Below are 15,494 nucleotides of genomic sequence, written 5' to 3' on the forward strand. Positions count from 1 at the left end.
ATGATGATGCCGCTGCCGCGGAAATGCGCGGCCATCGGCACGATTTCCCCGTCGTTGGTGCCGCGCTTGACCACCATATTGACCTTGATCGGCGCCAGGCCGGCCGCCTGGGCGGTCTCGATGCCGTCCAGCACGTCGCGCACCGCGAAGTCAACATCGTTCATGCGGCGGAAGGTGGCGTCGTCGATGGCGTCCAGGCTCACGCTGACCCGCGTCAGGCCTGCGTCGCGCAGCGCGCGCGCCTTGCGGGCCAGCAGCGAGGCGTTGGTGGTGAGGGTGAGGTCCAGCGGCTTGCCGGACACGGTGTCGATGCGCGCCAGCATTTCCACCAGCTTCTCGATGTTCTTGCGCAGCAGCGGCTCGCCGCCGGTGAGGCGGATCTTCTCGACGCCGTGCGCAACGAAGAGCCGCGCCGCGCGTTCGATTTCCTCGAAGCTCAGCAACTCGGAATGGGGCAGGAAGGTGTAGTCCTTGTCGAACACTTCCTTGGGCATGCAGTAGACGCAGCGGAAATTGCAGCGATCCGTGACCGAGATGCGCAGATCATGGAGCGGGCGGCCGCGCGTGTCGGCAACCAGCCCGGACGGTGCGGTGAGCACGGCCGGAATGCTTGGCGTCATCGAGCGGTAGCGATGGTCGCGCAGGTCGAAAATGGGAATGACGGATTCGGTCATGGCCTGGGGGGGTGGCAGTGCGGGTGACGGGCGGTTCTGGCGCGATTGCATGGGGCAGCATCGCCCGTTCCGGGCACCATCTTTCGGGTGCCATCTATTTGCCATTCTAGCCGAGCCGGGCATGGTACCGCCGGCATCACCCGGGACAAAGCCCGCTGGCATGAAAAAGGGACGGCATCGCCGTCCCTTTCCTTGCTACCCGTGTGGGTGCCGCTTACTTCTGCGGCGTCCCGGCGGTATCGCCACCGGTTTCGACCATGATCATCGGACCCTCAGGCAACGGCGGCAGAGGCTTGCGCTCCCGCACGACGCGCGCTGCCGGCGGGATGCTGGCAGCCGCTTCCTGCGCAGCGCGCAGCTTGCTGGTGTCGGTGTTGACCCACTCCAGGCCAGCCGAGGCCAGCATCGGCTGCAGGCTTTCGACCGCCACCGGGGCCACCGGGGCCACCGGGGCCACCGTTGCCACGGGGGCAGCGGCCGGCACATCAACGGCAGGCGCCACAACAACAGCAGGGGCTTCCACGACAGCTTCAGCCGCAACAGGGGCCGCAACTGGAGCCGATGCCGGCTGGTAGGCGGCCGGGCTTGCTGCGATCGTCCCAACCACCGTTTCAGCCACTGGCTCGGCAACCGTTTCGACGATCGGCGCAGCGACCGGCGCCGAGATCGGCGCGGCCTGCACGAACACCGGCTCCGCCGGCAGTGCCACGGGCTGTTGCGTCACTACGGCAGCTTCGGCGGGCTGGTAAGCCGGTGCGCTCGGCGCGGCTTCGGCAACCGGCGCGGCAGCGGCTTCGATCGCAGGCGCTTGGGCGACCACAGCCGGGGCGGCGGCCTGGGTGCTTTCGCTCACTTCCGCCGTGTACTCGCCTTCAGCGCTTTCCGCGCCTTCGGTTGCCTGGACGCCGTCGTCGCGTTCGCGGCGATAGCGGTTGCGGCCACGGCGATTGCGGCGGCGGCGTTCTTCGCCTTCACCGTTCTCGGTGCCTTCCGTGCCTTCCGGCAGGTCGGTGCGTGCGTTGTCGGCGTCATCGTGCGAGGCAACCGCTGCGGCCACGGCCGGCGCTGCCACGACAGCTGCGGCGGTCGCGGCTACGGCTTCGGCAGCCAGGCCTTCGGTGGCTTCGCCTTCGCGCGGCGCGTCGCCTCGTTCACGCTGGCGGTCGCGCTGGCGCTCGCGGCGTTCCTGGTTGCGGTCGCGGCGGCCTTCGCCACGGCCTTCCGTACGCTCGGCCGGCGCGCCTTCGGGCTGGCGGGCCGGCTGGACTTCCAGTGCGGCCTGGCGCGGAGCGCGGCTGTTGCGCTCGCCGCGTTGTTCTCCGCGCTCGCCACGTTGCTCGCCACGTTCGCCGCGCGCTTCGACGCGCTCCGTGCGCTGTTCGCCACGGTCCGCGCGCTCGGTGCGCTCGCCACGTTCCTGGGGGGCGCGCTCGCCGCGCTGGCCACGGCCCTGGCGGTCGCCACGTTCGCCGCCGCGCTCACCACCACGTTCGCCACCACGTTCGCCCCGCTGGCCACGGCCTTCACCGCGTTCGCCACGTTGGCCGCGTTCGCGACGGTTCTCCGCGCTGCGCTGCTCCGCGTCAACCGGCTTGGCCGGCTCGACGGCGGGCGCCGCGGGCTTGGCGCCGAACAGGTTCTTCAGCCAGCCGATAAAGCCACCGCCGACCACCGGCTGGGTAGCCGGCACCGGACGTGCGGCTGCCGCCGCGGCTTCCGGGCGCGGGGCGCGCTCTGCGCGCGGCACGGAGACGGGTGCCGGCTGTTCCGGGGTGATGCCCTTGACGGCAGCTTCCTGGCGCGGCTTGGCGTCTTCCTTCTTGCGGCTGCTGTAGCTGGTGTCGGCTTCCAGTTCCTTGGCGGCAGCCTCGGCCATCTTGTAGCTGGCCATGCTGTCTTCCAGGCGCGGGTCGTCGTGACGCAGGCGCTCCAGCTTGTAGTGCGGGGTCTCCAGGTGCTTGTTGGGGATCAGCAGCACGTTGACCTTGAAGCGCATCTCGATCAGGTTGATGTCCTGGCGCTTCTCGTTAAGCAGGAACGCAGCCACTTCCACCGGCACCTGGCAGTGGATGGCGGCGGTGTTTTCCTTCATCCCTTCTTCCTGGATGATGCGCAGGACCTGCAGGGCGGAAGATTCAGTATCCCGGATATGGCCAGTGCCGTTGCAGCGCGGGCAAGTGATGTGCGAGCCTTCCGACAGCGACGGGCGCAGGCGCTGGCGCGACAGCTCCATCAGGCCGAAGCGGCTGATCTTGCCCATCTGCACGCGGGCGCGGTCATGGCGCAGGGCATCCTTCAGGCGCGTTTCCACGTCCTTCTGGGCCTTGCTGGCTTCCATGTCGATGAAGTCGATCACGATCAGGCCGCCCAGGTCGCGCAGGCGCAGCTGGCGGGCGATTTCGTCGGCGGCTTCGAGGTTGGTGCGCAGCGCGGTTTCCTCGATGTCGGCGCCCTTGGTGGCGCGGGCCGAGTTCACGTCCACCGACACCAGGGCTTCGGTGTGGTCGATCACGATGGCGCCGCCCGAGGGCAGCATCACCATGCGCGAATAAGCCGACTCGATCTGGTGCTCGATCTGGAAGCGCGAGAAGAGGGGCACGTCGTCCCGGTACTTCTTCACGCGGTTCATGTTGTCGGGCATGACCACGCTCATGAAGGCGCGGGCCTGTTCGTAGATTTCGTCGGTGTCGATCAGGATCTCGCCGATATCCGGCTGGAAGTAATCGCGGATGGCGCGAATCACCAGGCTGGACTCGAGATAGATCAGCAGCGGGGCCTTGTTGTCGCCGGCGGCGCCGTCGATGGCCTTCCACAGTTGCAGCAGGTAGTTCAGGTCCCACTGGAGCTCTTCGGCCGAGCGGCCGATGCCCGCGGTGCGGGCGATGATGCTCATGCCCTCGGGCACGGCCAGCTGACCCATGGTCTCGCGCAGTTCCTGGCGGTCCTCGCCCTCGATGCGGCGCGATACGCCGCCGCCGCGCGGGTTGTTGGGCATCAGTACCAGGTAACGGCCGGCCAGCGAGATGAAGGTGGTCAGCGCCGCCCCCTTGTTGCCGCGCTCTTCCTTTTCTACCTGGACGATCAGCTCCTGGCCTTCATGCAACGCGTCCTGGATGCGCGCGTTACGCACGTCCACGCCTTCCTTGAAAAAGGCGCGTGCTACTTCCTTGAAGGGCAGGAAGCCGTGGCGTTCTTCGCCGTAGTTGACGAAGCAGGCTTCCAGCGAGGGCTCGATCCGGGTGATGACACCCTTGTAGATGTTGCCCTTGCGCTGTTCGCGCCCGGCGGCCTCGATGTCGATGTCGATCAGCTTCTGACCATCGACGATGGCGACGCGCAGTTCCTCTTGCTGCGTCGCGTTGAAAAGCATGCGTTTCATCGCATTACCTCACTCAATGCCGCGGATTGCACCGGCATGCGGTGCCCGCGGCGTTCGTTCCGTGGAGCACGCAAGGGAGCGAGTGAGGGCGCGAGAATTGCCGAAAGCGCCGTCGCGCAAATGAGCACGGCCGGCTGGGCACGGGTGAAAGAGAGGTAACGACGTCGAAAGCGCCGTCCGCATGGTCGGAGAGAACGCCGGTGTGCTGCTTTGCGCAGCGACCCAGCGGGTTTCCGGCTGGCATGGCGGCGGTGCGGGCGCAAAGAGGCGTCATCGCACCGCGGCCGGCCGCGGAAGGGCTAGACGCGTCAAAGAGCAAGTTTGTCGTCACGGCAATGCTGCTTCGCTTCCTGACATCTCCTGGCGGGCGCACCTACTGCTTCTTGGAGTTCTGCGACCGGGCGCCGGTATAACCAGTCAGGCGGCGTTGGAAGCATGCCGGCGGCACCGTTTCCCGGTGCGGGCGGGACTTCTCTCACCAGAGTGGATGCCGGGTGGGCATCCACTATCAAATTCTGTTCTACCTGAACACTACTCCCACGTGACCGCCGTCAGCGCCGAAGTTGCCTTTGGGCGACTTCCTGCGCGGGCGATACCGTGCGTGCTGCGTTTTTGCTGCCATTTACCAGCCCCGGGCTCGCGTGGTACGCAAAGAAGCGGGAGGCTGGCAGGGTTGGCGGCAACCCGAAGTGTAAAATACGACGAATCGCCTACACCTGACTTGCGCTGCCGGTCTTTGGCCGGAACAGCGAGGAAATTATATTGAAAATGAATGAGTTACGCCATCAAATTGAAAAAGAGGTGCGGCCCGCCGCGGCCGGGCCCCAGGTGGCGTACGTAACGATTGGCGACGAAGCCGATGGCCAGCGTATCGACAACTTCCTCCTGAAGCTCTCGAAAGGGGTGCCCAAGAGCCATGTCTACCGCATCCTGAGGTCGGGTGAAGTGCGTGTGAACAAGGGGCGGGTCGACGCCACCTATCGTCTGCAGTTGGGCGACGTGGTACGGATTCCGCCTATGCGTGTGGCGGCTTCGGCACCTGATGCCGGCAAGTTCGTGCCGCCGGCCAGCTTTCCGGTGGTCTTCGAGGATGAATACCTGCTGGTGATCAACAAGCCTGCCGGCGTGGCCGTGCATGGCGGCTCCGGCGTGGCATTCGGCGTGATCGAGCAGTTGCGGCGCGCCCGCCCGCAGGCCAGGTTCCTTGAGCTTGTGCACCGTCTCGACCGCGAGACCTCCGGCTTGCTGGTGCTTGCGAAGAAGCGTGCGGCGCTGGTGAACCTGCATGAGCAGATGCGCGGCAGTGCGCTGGACAAGCGCTACTTCGCCTGCGTGGCTGGACATTTCGAGAATGCCCGGCAGCACGTGAAATTCCCGCTATATAAGTACACCACCCCGGAAGGCGAGCGCCGCGTGCGGGTGCAGGAAGATGGCATTGCCTCGCATACCGTGTTCAACCGGCTCGAGGTCATGCCAGGCTACACCTTGCTTGAGGCCGAGCTGAAGACAGGGCGGACCCACCAGATCCGGGTCCACCTGGCGCATTCCGGCTTCCCGATCCTGGGTGACGAAAAGTACGGCGATTACGCCCTCAACAAGGCGCTGGCCCGCAGCGGCGCCAATCCTGGGCTCAAGCGCATGTTTCTGCACGCGCACAGCCTGACATTCACGCATCCGATAAGTGGGGAAATCACCACTGTCGTTGCACCCATGCCGCCGGAGTGCGAAGCGTTCCTGCAGCAAGCCCGTAACCAGCGCGTCGCCGACTAAGGCGCTAACAAGGATATTCATGGCCAGGCAATGCTTCGACCTGATCGTGTTCGACTGGGATGGAACCCTGATGGATTCCACCCCGACCATCGCCAAATGCATCCAGCTGGCCAGCCGCGACCTCGGCTTGCCGGTGCCCGACGACAGCGCCGCCAGCCACGTGATCGGGCTGGGACTCAAGGATGCGCTGTCGTACGCCGTGCCCACGCTCGATCCTGCCGACTATCCCCGGCTGGCCGAGCGCTACCGTTTCCACTTCCTGACCCGCGACGCCGAACTGGTGCTGTTCGATGGGGTGCGAGAGATGCTGGAAGCCTTGCGCGCCGAGCATTATTTCCTCGGTGTGGCGACGGGAAAGACCCGCGTCGGCCTGCAGCGCGCCTTGGAAGCAACTGGCCTTGTGCGCTTGTTCGACGGCACGCGTTGCGCCGACGAGACCTTTTCCAAGCCCCACCCGGCCATGCTGCAAGAGCTGACCCGCGAACTGGGGCAGGACATGGAGCGCACGGTGATGATCGGTGACACCACCCATGACCTGCAGATGGCGGCCAATGCCGGCGCGGCGGGCATCGGCGTGGGCTACGGCGCGCATCCCGCGGACGCCCTGCGCGCGATGGCGCCGCTGCATTGCGCGTCGTCCATCGCCGACCTGAAAGACTGGCTGCTGGCGCATGCTTGACGCAACGGGCCGGGGGATGACCGGCGAGCGTCACCTGTGTGCGGGCGAGGACCTGGCTGACGGTGGCGTCGGGGTGCGTTTTGTGGTCGAAGTGGGTGGGCGCCCCGTGAGCGCGTTTGTCGTGCGCTTCGAGGGGGCTGTCCACGGCTACCTGAACCAGTGCGCCCATGTGCCGATGGAGCTCGATTGGCAGGAGGGACAGTTTTTCGAGTCCTCGGGCCTATACTTGATGTGCGCGACACATGGCGCGGTTTATGCGCCGGACAGTGGTTTGTGCGTGGGCGGCCCCTGCCGGGGCGCTTCATTGGCCAAGCTGCGCGTCGAAGAGCGCGATGGCAATGTGTACTGGCTGCCGGAAAGTCCATACGAAGCACCCGCGGGCTAGCGGGCAGCCGGCAGGCCCGGTGCCCCCGGCCCGCCTATCTATTCATAATCAAGAGCCAACTGCATGACTGAACAGCAAAAACCGCCGCAGGACGAATCCGGCAAGGCGCAGGAACCGGTGGCTTCGGCCAGCGCCGGGGCGCCCGGGGCGGGGGATGATCGGCTGGAAACCGCTTCGCAGGCCGATTACCCGCTGGAGCAGGAGTTGCGCGCCGGAGATGCTGCTTCGCAGAAAGAAGCCGGCCAGCGCAAGGCGCGCATGGCCGGCCGTGACGTCGGCCCGGTCCCCACGGGGACAGGCTGGGAGCGGGATGTGCTGGAAAAGGTGCTGATGGCGACGCTGCGCGAGCAGCGCGCGGCACGCCGCTGGCGGATATTCTTCCGCTTCGCCGGGCTCGCCCTGCTAGCGCTGATTTTCTTTGCCGTTTTTGACTTCAAGGGCGACGGCACCATTGCCACGAGCGGTCGCCATACGGCAATGGTGTCGCTCGACGGCGAGATTGCTGCCGGGACTCCGGCCAGCGCTGAATCGATCAATGCAGCCCTGCAAGCCGCGTTTGCCGATACCAATGCCGCCGGGATTATCCTCAAGATCAACTCGCCGGGTGGCTCGCCGGTGCAGGCTGGCATGATCAATGACGAGATCCGGCGCCTGCGGACGCTTTATCCCGCCAAGCCGTTCTACGTGGTGGTGGAGGAGATCTGCGCCTCGGGCGGCTATTACGTGGCGGCGGCGGCCGACAAGATCTATGTCGACAAGGCTAGCATTGTCGGCTCGATCGGCGTGCTGATGGACGGCTTTGGCTTTACCGGGCTCATGGACAAGCTGGGTGTCGAGCGCCGGCTCTATACCTCCGGCGCCAACAAGGGCATGCTCGACCCGTTCTCGCCGCAGGTGCCGAGGCAGAAACAATACGCCGAAACCATGCTCAAGCAGATCCACCAGCAGTTCATCGACGTGGTCAAGGAAGGCCGAGGCAATCGCCTGAAGGACGATCCGGACCTGTTCTCCGGCTTGTTCTGGTCCGGCGAGCGCAGCGTTGAGCTGGGCTTGGCCGACGGCCTGGGTAACGCGGACTACGTGGCGCGGGATCTCTTCAAGGCCGAGGACATCGTCGACTACACCGTCAAGGAGAATATTGCGGAGCGGGTAGCCAAGCGCTTCGGCGCGGCGATGGGCACGGCGGCGATGAAGACCATGCTGTTCGGCACGCGCGTGCAGGCTATGCATTAAGCCGGCCGGGCTGAACTCGGAGCAGAAAAATGGGGTGCAAACGCCCCATTTTTCGTTTACTTCCTCGTTTGCCGACCGTCGCTCAGGTTGCCAGCAAGGAGAAGATGGCCGGGCGCTTGTTCAGTGCCAGCCGCTCCGGGCGCCAATCGGAGACGGGCAGCGTGACGATCGTCTCGCTTGGTAAGGTCAGGTCTGCCGCGATCGACAGCAGGCTGGTGCCTGCGCAATGCTGGCGCATGGCTTCCAGCAACGGGCCATTGCGGTACGGCGTCTCGATCCAGACCTGGGTCTGGCGCGCTTTGCGCGATAGCTGCTCCAGCTCGCGCAGGCGCTTGGCGCGCTCGCCGGCATCCACCGGCAGGTAGCCGTTGAAAGCAAAGCTCTGGCCATTGAGGCCGGACGCCATCACGGCCAGCAGAATCGAGCTCGGGCCCACCAGCGGGCGCACGCGCACGCCCTTGGTGTGAGCCAGGCGCACCAGGTTGGCACCGGGGTCGGCCACCGCCGGCACGCCGGCTTCCGATAGCAAGCCGCCGTCGCGCCCTTCGCGGATCGGTGCCAGCAGGGCTGCCAGTTCGCTTTCCCGCGTATTGACGTTGAGTTCGCGGATCTCTATCTGCTGGATTGGCTTGGCCAGCGGGCAGGTTTCGCTGAGTTTCTTCAGGAAGGCGCGTGCCGTCTTGGCGTTTTCCGCCACCAGGTAGTCCAGGCCGGCCGTGATTTGCTGCACGCCAGCCGGAATGACATCCGCTAGCGGGTCGAACTCGTCACGTTTGCCCAAGGTGTTGGGGATCAGGTACAGGGTGCCGCTCATGCTTGGGTTCTCATTTGTCTTCTGTGGCTTGGCGCAAGGTGGGCGAAGCCCTCAGTCCTGGAAGAAAGGGTAGCCGGCCTGGCGCAGCATATTGGTCAGCGCGATCAGGGGCAGGCCTACCAGCGCGGTGGGATCGTCGGACTCCATATGCGAGAGCAGGGCGATGCCCAAGCCTTCGGATTTTGCGCTGCCCGCGACATCATAAGGCCGCTCGATGCGCAGGTAGGCATCCAGTTCCTGGTCGGGAAGGTCGCGGAAAGTCGCGCGCGTCTGGATATCCGCCAGCTGAGCCTCGCCGTTACGACTGTCAAGCAGGCACAACGCGGAGTGAAAAGTGACGGTGCGGCCGCGCATCCACTGCAATTGCGCCAGGGCCTTCTCGTGGGAGCCGGGCTTGCCGATCTGTCTGCCGTCCAGCGTGGCGACCTGGTCGGAGCCGATGACCAGGGTGCCGGGATGCCGCTCGGCAATGGCCTGTGCCTTGGCGTGGGAGAGCCGTAGCGCGGTGGCCTCGGGGCTTTCGCCAGGCTGCGGGGTTTCGTCGATGTCCGGAATCGCCACCTCGAAAGGAATGCGCAGGCGCTCCAGCAATTCGCGGCGATAACGTGAGCTGGAACCCAGGATCAGGGTGGGGCGGGAAGTTTGCGGCATAAGTAATTGAGCGAAAAGGGAAAGCGGCGAATGGCCGTCTTCCGAAATTTTGACCGCGGCAGCAGAATCGACGTATAATCTCCCGTTTAGCCAAGCAAGTCCGGCGCAATACCGTGCTTTTTCCGGTGTTGTGTGGTTTCCGAGTCACGTTTCGACGGTGCGTATACAGGCATGTGTCAGGTATACGTAAAAAAGCGTCGAAGCCGCGATCCTCCGGGATGCCTCCCGGCATGACGGCACGATAAGACATGACCCAGCCGATTGACCTGCGCGCGCTCGATCTCTTTGCGTTTTGCCGCGCTGGCGACGACGCCGCCGGCGAAGTTGCCGCACGCGATTTGCCGCGCATCATAGCCGAGACTGCGGCGCAAGCGCCAGCGTCGGCGCCGGACGAGGTGTTCAGCTACGCGCTTTCCGGCTTTGTCGAGGAAGAGGCGAGCGAGCCCGGCAAGCCCGCGGTGGAGCGCCTGTTCATCGACCTGGCCGTGAATGGCCGGGTCTGGCTGGACTGCCAGCGCTGCCTGCAGGTCTACGAACAGCCCATCGCCACGGACATGTGTTTCGAGGTGGTCGCCAGCGAGGCGGATGCCGATGCGGCGCCCATGGACGACGACGAGCTCGATGTGATTGTTGGCTCCAAGCGCTTCGACCTGCTGACGCTGATTGAAGATGAAGTGCTGCTGGCTTTGCCGGTGGCGCCCAAGCATGACGTTTGCCCCACGGTGCACGAAAGTCTCGTGACCGGGGTGGACGGACAGGCGGAACCTGAACCAGAGGTTCTGCCGGAAGAAGAAAAACGGCCTTCGCCCTTTGCGGCGCTGGCTGGCCTGAAAACGAAGCACTGAAGCCGGTTCGCCGGCATCTGGCAACGTTCGAGGGCACCAGGATCAGCATCCGGCCGGGCCCGGCTACGCCTCGTGCGGGATGCGTGTGTTACCATTGAAAAATTCTCGAAGGAGTCATCATGGCAGTTCAACAGAACAAGAAGTCGCCCTCCAAGCGCGGCATGCATCGCTCGCACGACCACCTGACCACGGCAGCGCTGGCAGTGGAGCCGACCACGGGCGAAACCCACCTGCGTCACCACGTGAGCCCGAACGGCTACTATCGTGGCCGCAAGGTCATCAAGACCAAGAACGACTGACAGATCGTTCGGCGTGACTTTGCGTCTCGTACGCGCGCGTTGGTAGTTCAAAAACAAAAAAGCGGCAAAATCGTTGCCGCTTTTTTGTTGCGCGCTCGCAGCGCAAACCGTAGCGCAGGCTTCCATCGAGCCGATTTGCGCCGCCGGCTCAAGCTGGGTGCATGGCTAGGTGCCATGCGCGGCGGCGAGGGCGGCGCCAGATCTCGCCGTGGAGCGCTCCGGGAGTGCCGTCGGGTTGCCACCGGCTGGTCAGGGTCAAGCCTGCCCGGCTCGGGAGCCAGGATTTCAAGTCACGCCGACCAGCGCTTCTGCACCAGGAAACAATGACGATCAAACTAGCTATCGACTGCATGGGTGGCGATCACGGTGTCTGCGTGACCGTACCGGCGGCGATCAGTTTTCTCTCAAGCCATAGCGACGCCGAAGTGGTGCTGGTCGGCTTGCGGGACAGCATCGAGCCGCAGCTCAGGAAGCTGCACGCGCTCGACCATCCGCGCGTGCGCATTGTGACCGCGTCCGAAGTCATCACCATGGATGACCCCGTTGAAGTGGCGTTGCGCAGGAAGAAGGATTCCTCGATGCGCGTGGCGGTGACCCAGGTCAAGGAGGGGCTGGCTGGCGCGTGCATCTCGGCAGGCAATACCGGCGCCCTGATGGCGGTGTCGCGCTATGTGCTGAAAACGCTCGAAGGCATCGAGCGGCCGGCCATCGCCACCACCATTCCCAACGAGCAGGGCTGGGGTACCACGGTACTCGATCTCGGTGCCAATGCCGACTGCGAGCCCGAGCATCTGTTGCAGTTCGCGCGCATGGCAGAGGCCATGGTTGCCGTGGTGGATCACAAGGAACGCCCGAGCGTCGGCCTGCTTAACATTGGCGAGGAAGTGATCAAGGGCAACGATGTGGTCAAGCGCGCGGGTGAGCTGTTGCGCGCTTCGGAACTCAACTTCTACGGCAACGTGGAAGGCAATGACATCTTCAAGGGCACCACCGATATCGTGGTGTGCGATGGCTTTGTTGGCAACGTCGCGCTAAAGAGCAGCGAAGGGCTGGCCAAGATGATCGCCAACATGATCAAGGAAGAATTCACGCGTTCGTGGTTTACCAAGCTGCTGGCGGTCCTGGCTTTGCCGGTACTCAAGCGATTGTCCCGGCGCCTTGACCCGGCACGCTACAACGGCGCTTCCCTGCTCGGCTTGCGCGGGCTTGTCGTCAAAAGTCATGGTTCCGCCGACGCGCACGCTTTTGAGTGGGCTATCAAACGCGGGTATGATGCGGCCAGGAATGGTGTGATCGAACGCACCATTCAGGCCTTCGCCAACAAGTCAGGTAACAGCACTCCGGCTACCGGCCCGCAGTCAGGCGCCGAGGATTCCAGTCCAAGCCCGCACGCCGCCTGAGGTCTTGATGTAGATGCCGCGGGCGACGACCCGTGGCCAGACGATCGATCCGACATTACATGACAAGCTACGCAAAAATCATCGGGACCGGGAGCTATTTGCCTCCGCGGCGCGTCACTAACCAAGATATCGCGGCGCAACTGGCTGAGAAGGGCATCGAGACCAGCGACGAATGGATCTTTTCGCGCAGTGGCATCTCGGCCCGCCATTGGGCCGAGCCGGATGTCACCAGCAGCGACCTCGCCGTCAAGGCGGCGGAGCGCGCGCTGGAGGCCGCTGGCATCGATCGCCAGAGCATCGACCTGATCATCGTCGCCACTTCCACGCCCGATTTCGTCTTTCCCAGCACCGCCTGCCTGGTGCAGCAAAAGCTTGGCATCACCAACAACTGCGCGGCGTTCGACCTGCAAGCGGTGTGCTCCGGCTTTGTCTATGCGCTGGCCACCGCCGAGAAATTCATCCGCAGCGGTTCGCACCGCAATGCGCTGGTGATTGGCTCGGAAGTGTTTTCCCGCATCCTCGATTTCAACGACCGCACCACCTGCGTGCTGTTCGGCGACGGCGCTGGCGCAGTCGTGCTGTCGGCCTCCGAGGAGCCCGGCATCCTGTCGTCGGCGATGCACTCCGATGGCAGCCACGTGGATATCCTGTGCGTGCCGGGCAACGTCGCGGGCGGCAATATCACCGGCAACCCCTTCCTGCACATGGATGGCCAGGCTGTGTTCAAGCTGGCGGTCACCGTGCTCGACAAGGTAGCGCGCGAAGCACTCGCGGGCGCGCAGTTCCCGGCGGAAAAGGTTGACTGGCTGATCCCGCACCAGGCCAATATCCGCATCATGCAAAGCACGGCCAGGAAGCTTGGCCTGCCCGCCGAGCGCATGGTGGCTACGGTGCATGAGCACGGCAACACCTCGGCTGCCTCGATCCCGCTGGCGCTCGACGTGGCGGTGCGCGATGGCCGCATCCACGCAGGGCATCACGTGCTGATGGAAGGCGTGGGCGGCGGCTTCACCTGGGGCGCGGTACTGCTGCGCATGTAATATTCGGGCCGGCGCGGTGGTGTCATGCCGTCGCGCCGACCTGGCGCTATTCATCTTTACGATTCGATTGCGATGAAATTCTCCTTTGTATTCCCAGGGCAAGGCTCGCAGGCAGTTGGCATGCTCAACGCCTTTGCCGGCAATGCGGTAGTTCGTGCCACGCTGGATGAGGCATCCACCGCGCTTGGGCAGGACCTGGGCCGACTGATCGCCGAAGGCCCGGCCGAGGACCTGAACCTCACCACCAACACGCAACCGGTGATGCTGACCGCCGCGGTGGCCATCTACCGCGCCTGGCTCGACGCCGGCGGCCCGGCTCCGGCCGTGGTGGCGGGGCACAGCCTGGGTGAATATTCCGCGCTGGTGGCAGCCGGGGTGATCCCCTTCGCTGACGCGGTGCCGCTGGTGCGTTTTCGCGCACAAGCCATGCAGGAAGCCGTGCCGGTTGGCGAGGGCGGCATGGCGGCCATCCTGGGCCTGTCCGACGACGACGTGCGCGCCGCCTGCGCTGAAGCGTCGGCGACCGGTGCCGGCGTGGTGGAGGCCGTGAACTTCAACGCGCCGTTGCAGGTGGTGATCGCTGGCAACAAGGGTGCCGTGGAGAAGGCCTGCGAAATGGCCAAGGCACGTGGCGCCAAGCGCGCGCTGCCGCTGCCGGTGTCGGCACCGTTCCACTCGTCGCTGCTCAAGCCCGCATCGGACCGCCTGCGCGAGCGCATGGCCGGCATGGTGTTTTCCGCACCGTCGATTCCGCTGGTGAACAACGTCGATGTGGCCATCGTCAATGACCCGCAAGCCATCAAGGACGCGCTGGTCCGCCAGGCCGCAGCACCGGTGCGCTGGGTCGAGTGCGTGCAGAAGATCGCTGCTGAAGGTGTGACCCATGTGATTGAGTGCGGCCCCGGCAAGGTGCTGGCGGGCATGACCAAGCGCATCGACGGCAGCCTGGTGGGCGGAGCGATCTTCGATCCGGCCTCGCTGCAGGACACGCTGGCGCTGCTGAAGTAAACAAGGACCGATGCAATGACAAAATTTCTGGAAAACCAGGTCGCGCTGGTAACCGGCGCATCGCGCGGCATTGGCCGCGCCATCGCGCTGGAGCTGGCCGCCCAGGGCGCCACGGTGGTAGGTACCGCCACCAGCGAGGCCGGTGCAGCTGCCATCAGCGAATACCTGGCGGCAGCCGGCGGCAAGGGCCGTGGCGCCGTGCTCAACGTCAATGATGCGGCAGCGTCAGAAGCGCTGATCGACGAACTGGTCAAGGCACATGGCAGCCTGGGCGTGCTGGTGAACAATGCCGGCATTACCCAGGACCAGCTCGCCATGCGCATGAAGGACGAAGACTGGAGCGCGGTGATCGAGACCAATATGACGGCGGTGTTCCGCCTGTCGCGCGCCGTGCTGCGCCCGATGATGAAGGCCCGCGGCGGCCGTATCATCAACATCACCTCGGTGGTCGGCTCGACCGGCAACCCAGGCCAGATGAACTACGCGGCTGCCAAGGCAGGCGTGGAAGGCATGAGCCGTGCGCTCGCACGCGAGATCGGCAGCCGCAATGTCACCGTCAATTGCGTGGCGCCGGGCTTCATCGATACCGACATGACCAAGGTTCTGTCGGAAGAGCAGCATGCGGCACTGAAGACGCAGATCCCGTTGGGCCGGCTCGGCCAGCCGGAAGACATCGCACATGCGGTGGCTTTCCTGGCAGGTCCGCAGGCGGCCTACATCACCGGTACGACGCTCCATGTGAATGGTGGCATGTACATGAATTGATCGCCTTGCGCAGTGATCGGGTTCGAGGGAGAAGCCGGTAGAAGCTGTGTGAAGTGGTTATTTTTAAAACTGATCGGGCGTAGTTCTTGCAATAGATGGCGGGGGGCATTTTTATGGCCCAAACCTGCTAAAATGCGCCCACTTTTTGTCGAACTTCCCTGGAGGGTTACATGGACAATATCGAACAACGCGTCAAGAAAATCGTGGCAGAGCAACTCGGCGTGGCCGAGGCAGACATCAAGACCGAATCGTCGTTTGTGAACGACCTGGGCGCTGACTCGCTCGACACGGTTGAGCTGGTGATGGCGTTGGAAGATGAATTCGGCATGGAAATTCCTGATGAGGAAGCCGAGAAGATCACGACCGTGCAACAGGCAATCGATTACGCCACTGCACACGTCAAGGCTTAAGCCTGTCGTATCTGAATTCCGAGCCACAGAAGGCAGGCGCGTGGGCCTATGGGTCCGCTGCGCTGTTTTCTGTGGCTTTCGTCTGTTCGCAGAAGCACAATTGGATGCGTTGCGCCGGTGCCGGTGCAGCCAGTTGCTGGCC

The 15,494-nt window shown here is 64.5% G+C and carries 15 protein-coding genes; 11 read left to right on the forward strand and 4 right to left on the reverse strand.

What is annotated here, in order from left to right:
* Together AC1RWI_RS29190 and AC1RWI_RS29195 are read right to left on the reverse strand one after the other, a co-directional pair.
* Nucleotides 1-674, reverse strand: a 674-nt coding sequence (locus tag AC1RWI_RS29190; protein ID WP_492870076.1) for a GTP 3',8-cyclase MoaA, incomplete at its 3' end; no start/stop codon positions are given.
* Between the two features lie 214 nt (nucleotides 675-888).
* Nucleotides 889-4,053, reverse strand: a complete 3,165-nt coding sequence (locus AC1RWI_RS29195) for an Rne/Rng family ribonuclease (protein WP_492870067.1) — start codon at nucleotides 4,051-4,053, stop codon at nucleotides 889-891.
* Between the two features lie 768 nt (nucleotides 4,054-4,821).
* Between AC1RWI_RS29195 and AC1RWI_RS29200 the strand changes: the two genes are divergently transcribed.
* The 4 genes from AC1RWI_RS29200 (at nucleotide 4,822) to AC1RWI_RS29215 (ending at nucleotide 8,120) form a co-directional block, all read left to right on the forward strand.
* Nucleotides 4,822-5,823 (forward strand): RluA family pseudouridine synthase, encoded by a 1,002-nt coding sequence (locus AC1RWI_RS29200; RefSeq protein ID WP_492870068.1) that lies wholly within the window; start codon nucleotides 4,822-4,824, stop codon nucleotides 5,821-5,823.
* 19 nt (nucleotides 5,824-5,842) lie between these two features.
* The gene (locus tag AC1RWI_RS29205; protein WP_492870069.1) at nucleotides 5,843-6,502 is read left to right on the forward strand and encodes an HAD-IA family hydrolase; all 660 of its coding nucleotides are present in this window, start codon (nucleotides 5,843-5,845) and stop codon (nucleotides 6,500-6,502) included.
* A complete protein-coding gene (locus AC1RWI_RS29210; RefSeq protein WP_052494627.1) occupies nucleotides 6,495-6,887 on the forward strand; it encodes a Rieske (2Fe-2S) protein in 393 nt (130 codons plus the stop codon). Before AC1RWI_RS29205 ends, AC1RWI_RS29210 begins: the two co-directional genes overlap by 8 nt.
* Before the next feature lie 63 nt (nucleotides 6,888-6,950).
* Complete coding sequence (locus AC1RWI_RS29215) at nucleotides 6,951-8,120, forward strand: S49 family peptidase (protein WP_492870070.1); 1,170 nt, start codon at nucleotides 6,951-6,953, stop codon at nucleotides 8,118-8,120.
* Between the two features lie 82 nt (nucleotides 8,121-8,202).
* Here AC1RWI_RS29215 and AC1RWI_RS29220 read toward each other — a convergent pair whose 3' ends face one another.
* Both AC1RWI_RS29220 and AC1RWI_RS29225 read right to left on the reverse strand, forming a co-directional pair.
* Nucleotides 8,203-8,934: an SAM-dependent methyltransferase gene (locus AC1RWI_RS29220; RefSeq protein ID WP_492870071.1), complete on the reverse strand. Its 732-nt coding sequence runs from the start codon at nucleotides 8,932-8,934 to the stop codon at nucleotides 8,203-8,205.
* A gap of 51 nt (nucleotides 8,935-8,985) precedes the next feature.
* Nucleotides 8,986-9,585, reverse strand: a complete 600-nt coding sequence (locus tag AC1RWI_RS29225; RefSeq protein WP_043347904.1) for a Maf-like protein — start codon at nucleotides 9,583-9,585, stop codon at nucleotides 8,986-8,988.
* A gap of 248 nt (nucleotides 9,586-9,833) precedes the next feature.
* Between AC1RWI_RS29225 and AC1RWI_RS29230 the strand changes: the two genes are divergently transcribed.
* From AC1RWI_RS29230 to acpP, 7 genes are all read left to right on the forward strand, one after another.
* On the forward strand, nucleotides 9,834-10,430 hold the full coding sequence (locus AC1RWI_RS29230; protein ID WP_183034264.1) for a YceD family protein: 597 nt from the start codon (nucleotides 9,834-9,836) through the stop codon (nucleotides 10,428-10,430).
* A gap of 119 nt (nucleotides 10,431-10,549) precedes the next feature.
* Nucleotides 10,550-10,729: a 50S ribosomal protein L32 gene (rpmF, locus tag AC1RWI_RS29235; protein ID WP_006158597.1), complete on the forward strand. Its 180-nt coding sequence runs from the start codon at nucleotides 10,550-10,552 to the stop codon at nucleotides 10,727-10,729.
* Nucleotides 10,730-11,052: 323 nt separating this feature from the next.
* Nucleotides 11,053-12,129 carry a phosphate acyltransferase PlsX gene (gene plsX / locus AC1RWI_RS29240; protein WP_043347896.1) on the forward strand — a complete coding sequence of 359 codons (1,077 nt, stop codon included), beginning with the start codon at nucleotides 11,053-11,055 and terminating at the stop codon, nucleotides 12,127-12,129.
* Between the two features lie 59 nt (nucleotides 12,130-12,188).
* The gene (locus AC1RWI_RS29245; protein ID WP_043347892.1) at nucleotides 12,189-13,169 is read left to right on the forward strand and encodes a beta-ketoacyl-ACP synthase III; all 981 of its coding nucleotides are present in this window, start codon (nucleotides 12,189-12,191) and stop codon (nucleotides 13,167-13,169) included.
* A gap of 72 nt (nucleotides 13,170-13,241) precedes the next feature.
* Nucleotides 13,242-14,177: an ACP S-malonyltransferase gene (gene fabD, locus AC1RWI_RS29250; RefSeq protein ID WP_492870072.1), complete on the forward strand. Its 936-nt coding sequence runs from the start codon at nucleotides 13,242-13,244 to the stop codon at nucleotides 14,175-14,177.
* 15 nt (nucleotides 14,178-14,192) lie between these two features.
* Nucleotides 14,193-14,942 carry a 3-oxoacyl-ACP reductase FabG gene (gene fabG, locus AC1RWI_RS29255; RefSeq protein ID WP_043347885.1) on the forward strand — a complete coding sequence of 250 codons (750 nt, stop codon included), beginning with the start codon at nucleotides 14,193-14,195 and terminating at the stop codon, nucleotides 14,940-14,942.
* Nucleotides 14,943-15,112: 170 nt separating this feature from the next.
* Nucleotides 15,113-15,352, forward strand: a complete 240-nt coding sequence (gene acpP / locus AC1RWI_RS29260) for an acyl carrier protein (protein ID WP_009522116.1) — start codon at nucleotides 15,113-15,115, stop codon at nucleotides 15,350-15,352.
* Nucleotides 15,353-15,494: the final 142 nt, after the last annotated feature.

Source organism: Cupriavidus sp. MPR-AND1C, assembly GCF_058809705.1.

Bases quoted from the DNA above. Each gene is read 5' to 3' on its own strand.
- AC1RWI_RS29225 (WP_043347904.1), bottom strand. From the start codon at position 9,585: ATGCCGCAAACTTCCCGCCCCACCCTGATCCTGGGTTCCAGCTCACGT.
- rpmF (WP_006158597.1), top strand. From the start codon at position 10,550: ATGGCAGTTCAACAGAACAAGAAGTCGCCCTCCAAGCGCGGCATGCAT.
- fabG (WP_043347885.1), top strand. From the start codon at position 14,193: ATGACAAAATTTCTGGAAAACCAGGTCGCGCTGGTAACCGGCGCATCG.
- AC1RWI_RS29245 (WP_043347892.1), top strand. From the start codon at position 12,189: ATGACAAGCTACGCAAAAATCATCGGGACCGGGAGCTATTTGCCTCCG.
- plsX (WP_043347896.1), top strand. From the start codon at position 11,053: ATGACGATCAAACTAGCTATCGACTGCATGGGTGGCGATCACGGTGTC.
- AC1RWI_RS29220 (WP_492870071.1), bottom strand. From the start codon at position 8,934: ATGAGCGGCACCCTGTACCTGATCCCCAACACCTTGGGCAAACGTGAC.
- fabD (WP_492870072.1), top strand. From the start codon at position 13,242: ATGAAATTCTCCTTTGTATTCCCAGGGCAAGGCTCGCAGGCAGTTGGC.
- AC1RWI_RS29230 (WP_183034264.1), top strand. From the start codon at position 9,834: ATGACCCAGCCGATTGACCTGCGCGCGCTCGATCTCTTTGCGTTTTGC.
- AC1RWI_RS29210 (WP_052494627.1), top strand. From the start codon at position 6,495: ATGCTTGACGCAACGGGCCGGGGGATGACCGGCGAGCGTCACCTGTGT.
- acpP (WP_009522116.1), top strand. From the start codon at position 15,113: ATGGACAATATCGAACAACGCGTCAAGAAAATCGTGGCAGAGCAACTC.
- AC1RWI_RS29205 (WP_492870069.1), top strand. From the start codon at position 5,843: ATGGCCAGGCAATGCTTCGACCTGATCGTGTTCGACTGGGATGGAACC.
- AC1RWI_RS29215 (WP_492870070.1), top strand. From the start codon at position 6,951: ATGACTGAACAGCAAAAACCGCCGCAGGACGAATCCGGCAAGGCGCAG.
- AC1RWI_RS29195 (WP_492870067.1), bottom strand. From the start codon at position 4,053: ATGAAACGCATGCTTTTCAACGCGACGCAGCAAGAGGAACTGCGCGTC.
- AC1RWI_RS29200 (WP_492870068.1), top strand. From the start codon at position 4,822: ATGAATGAGTTACGCCATCAAATTGAAAAAGAGGTGCGGCCCGCCGCG.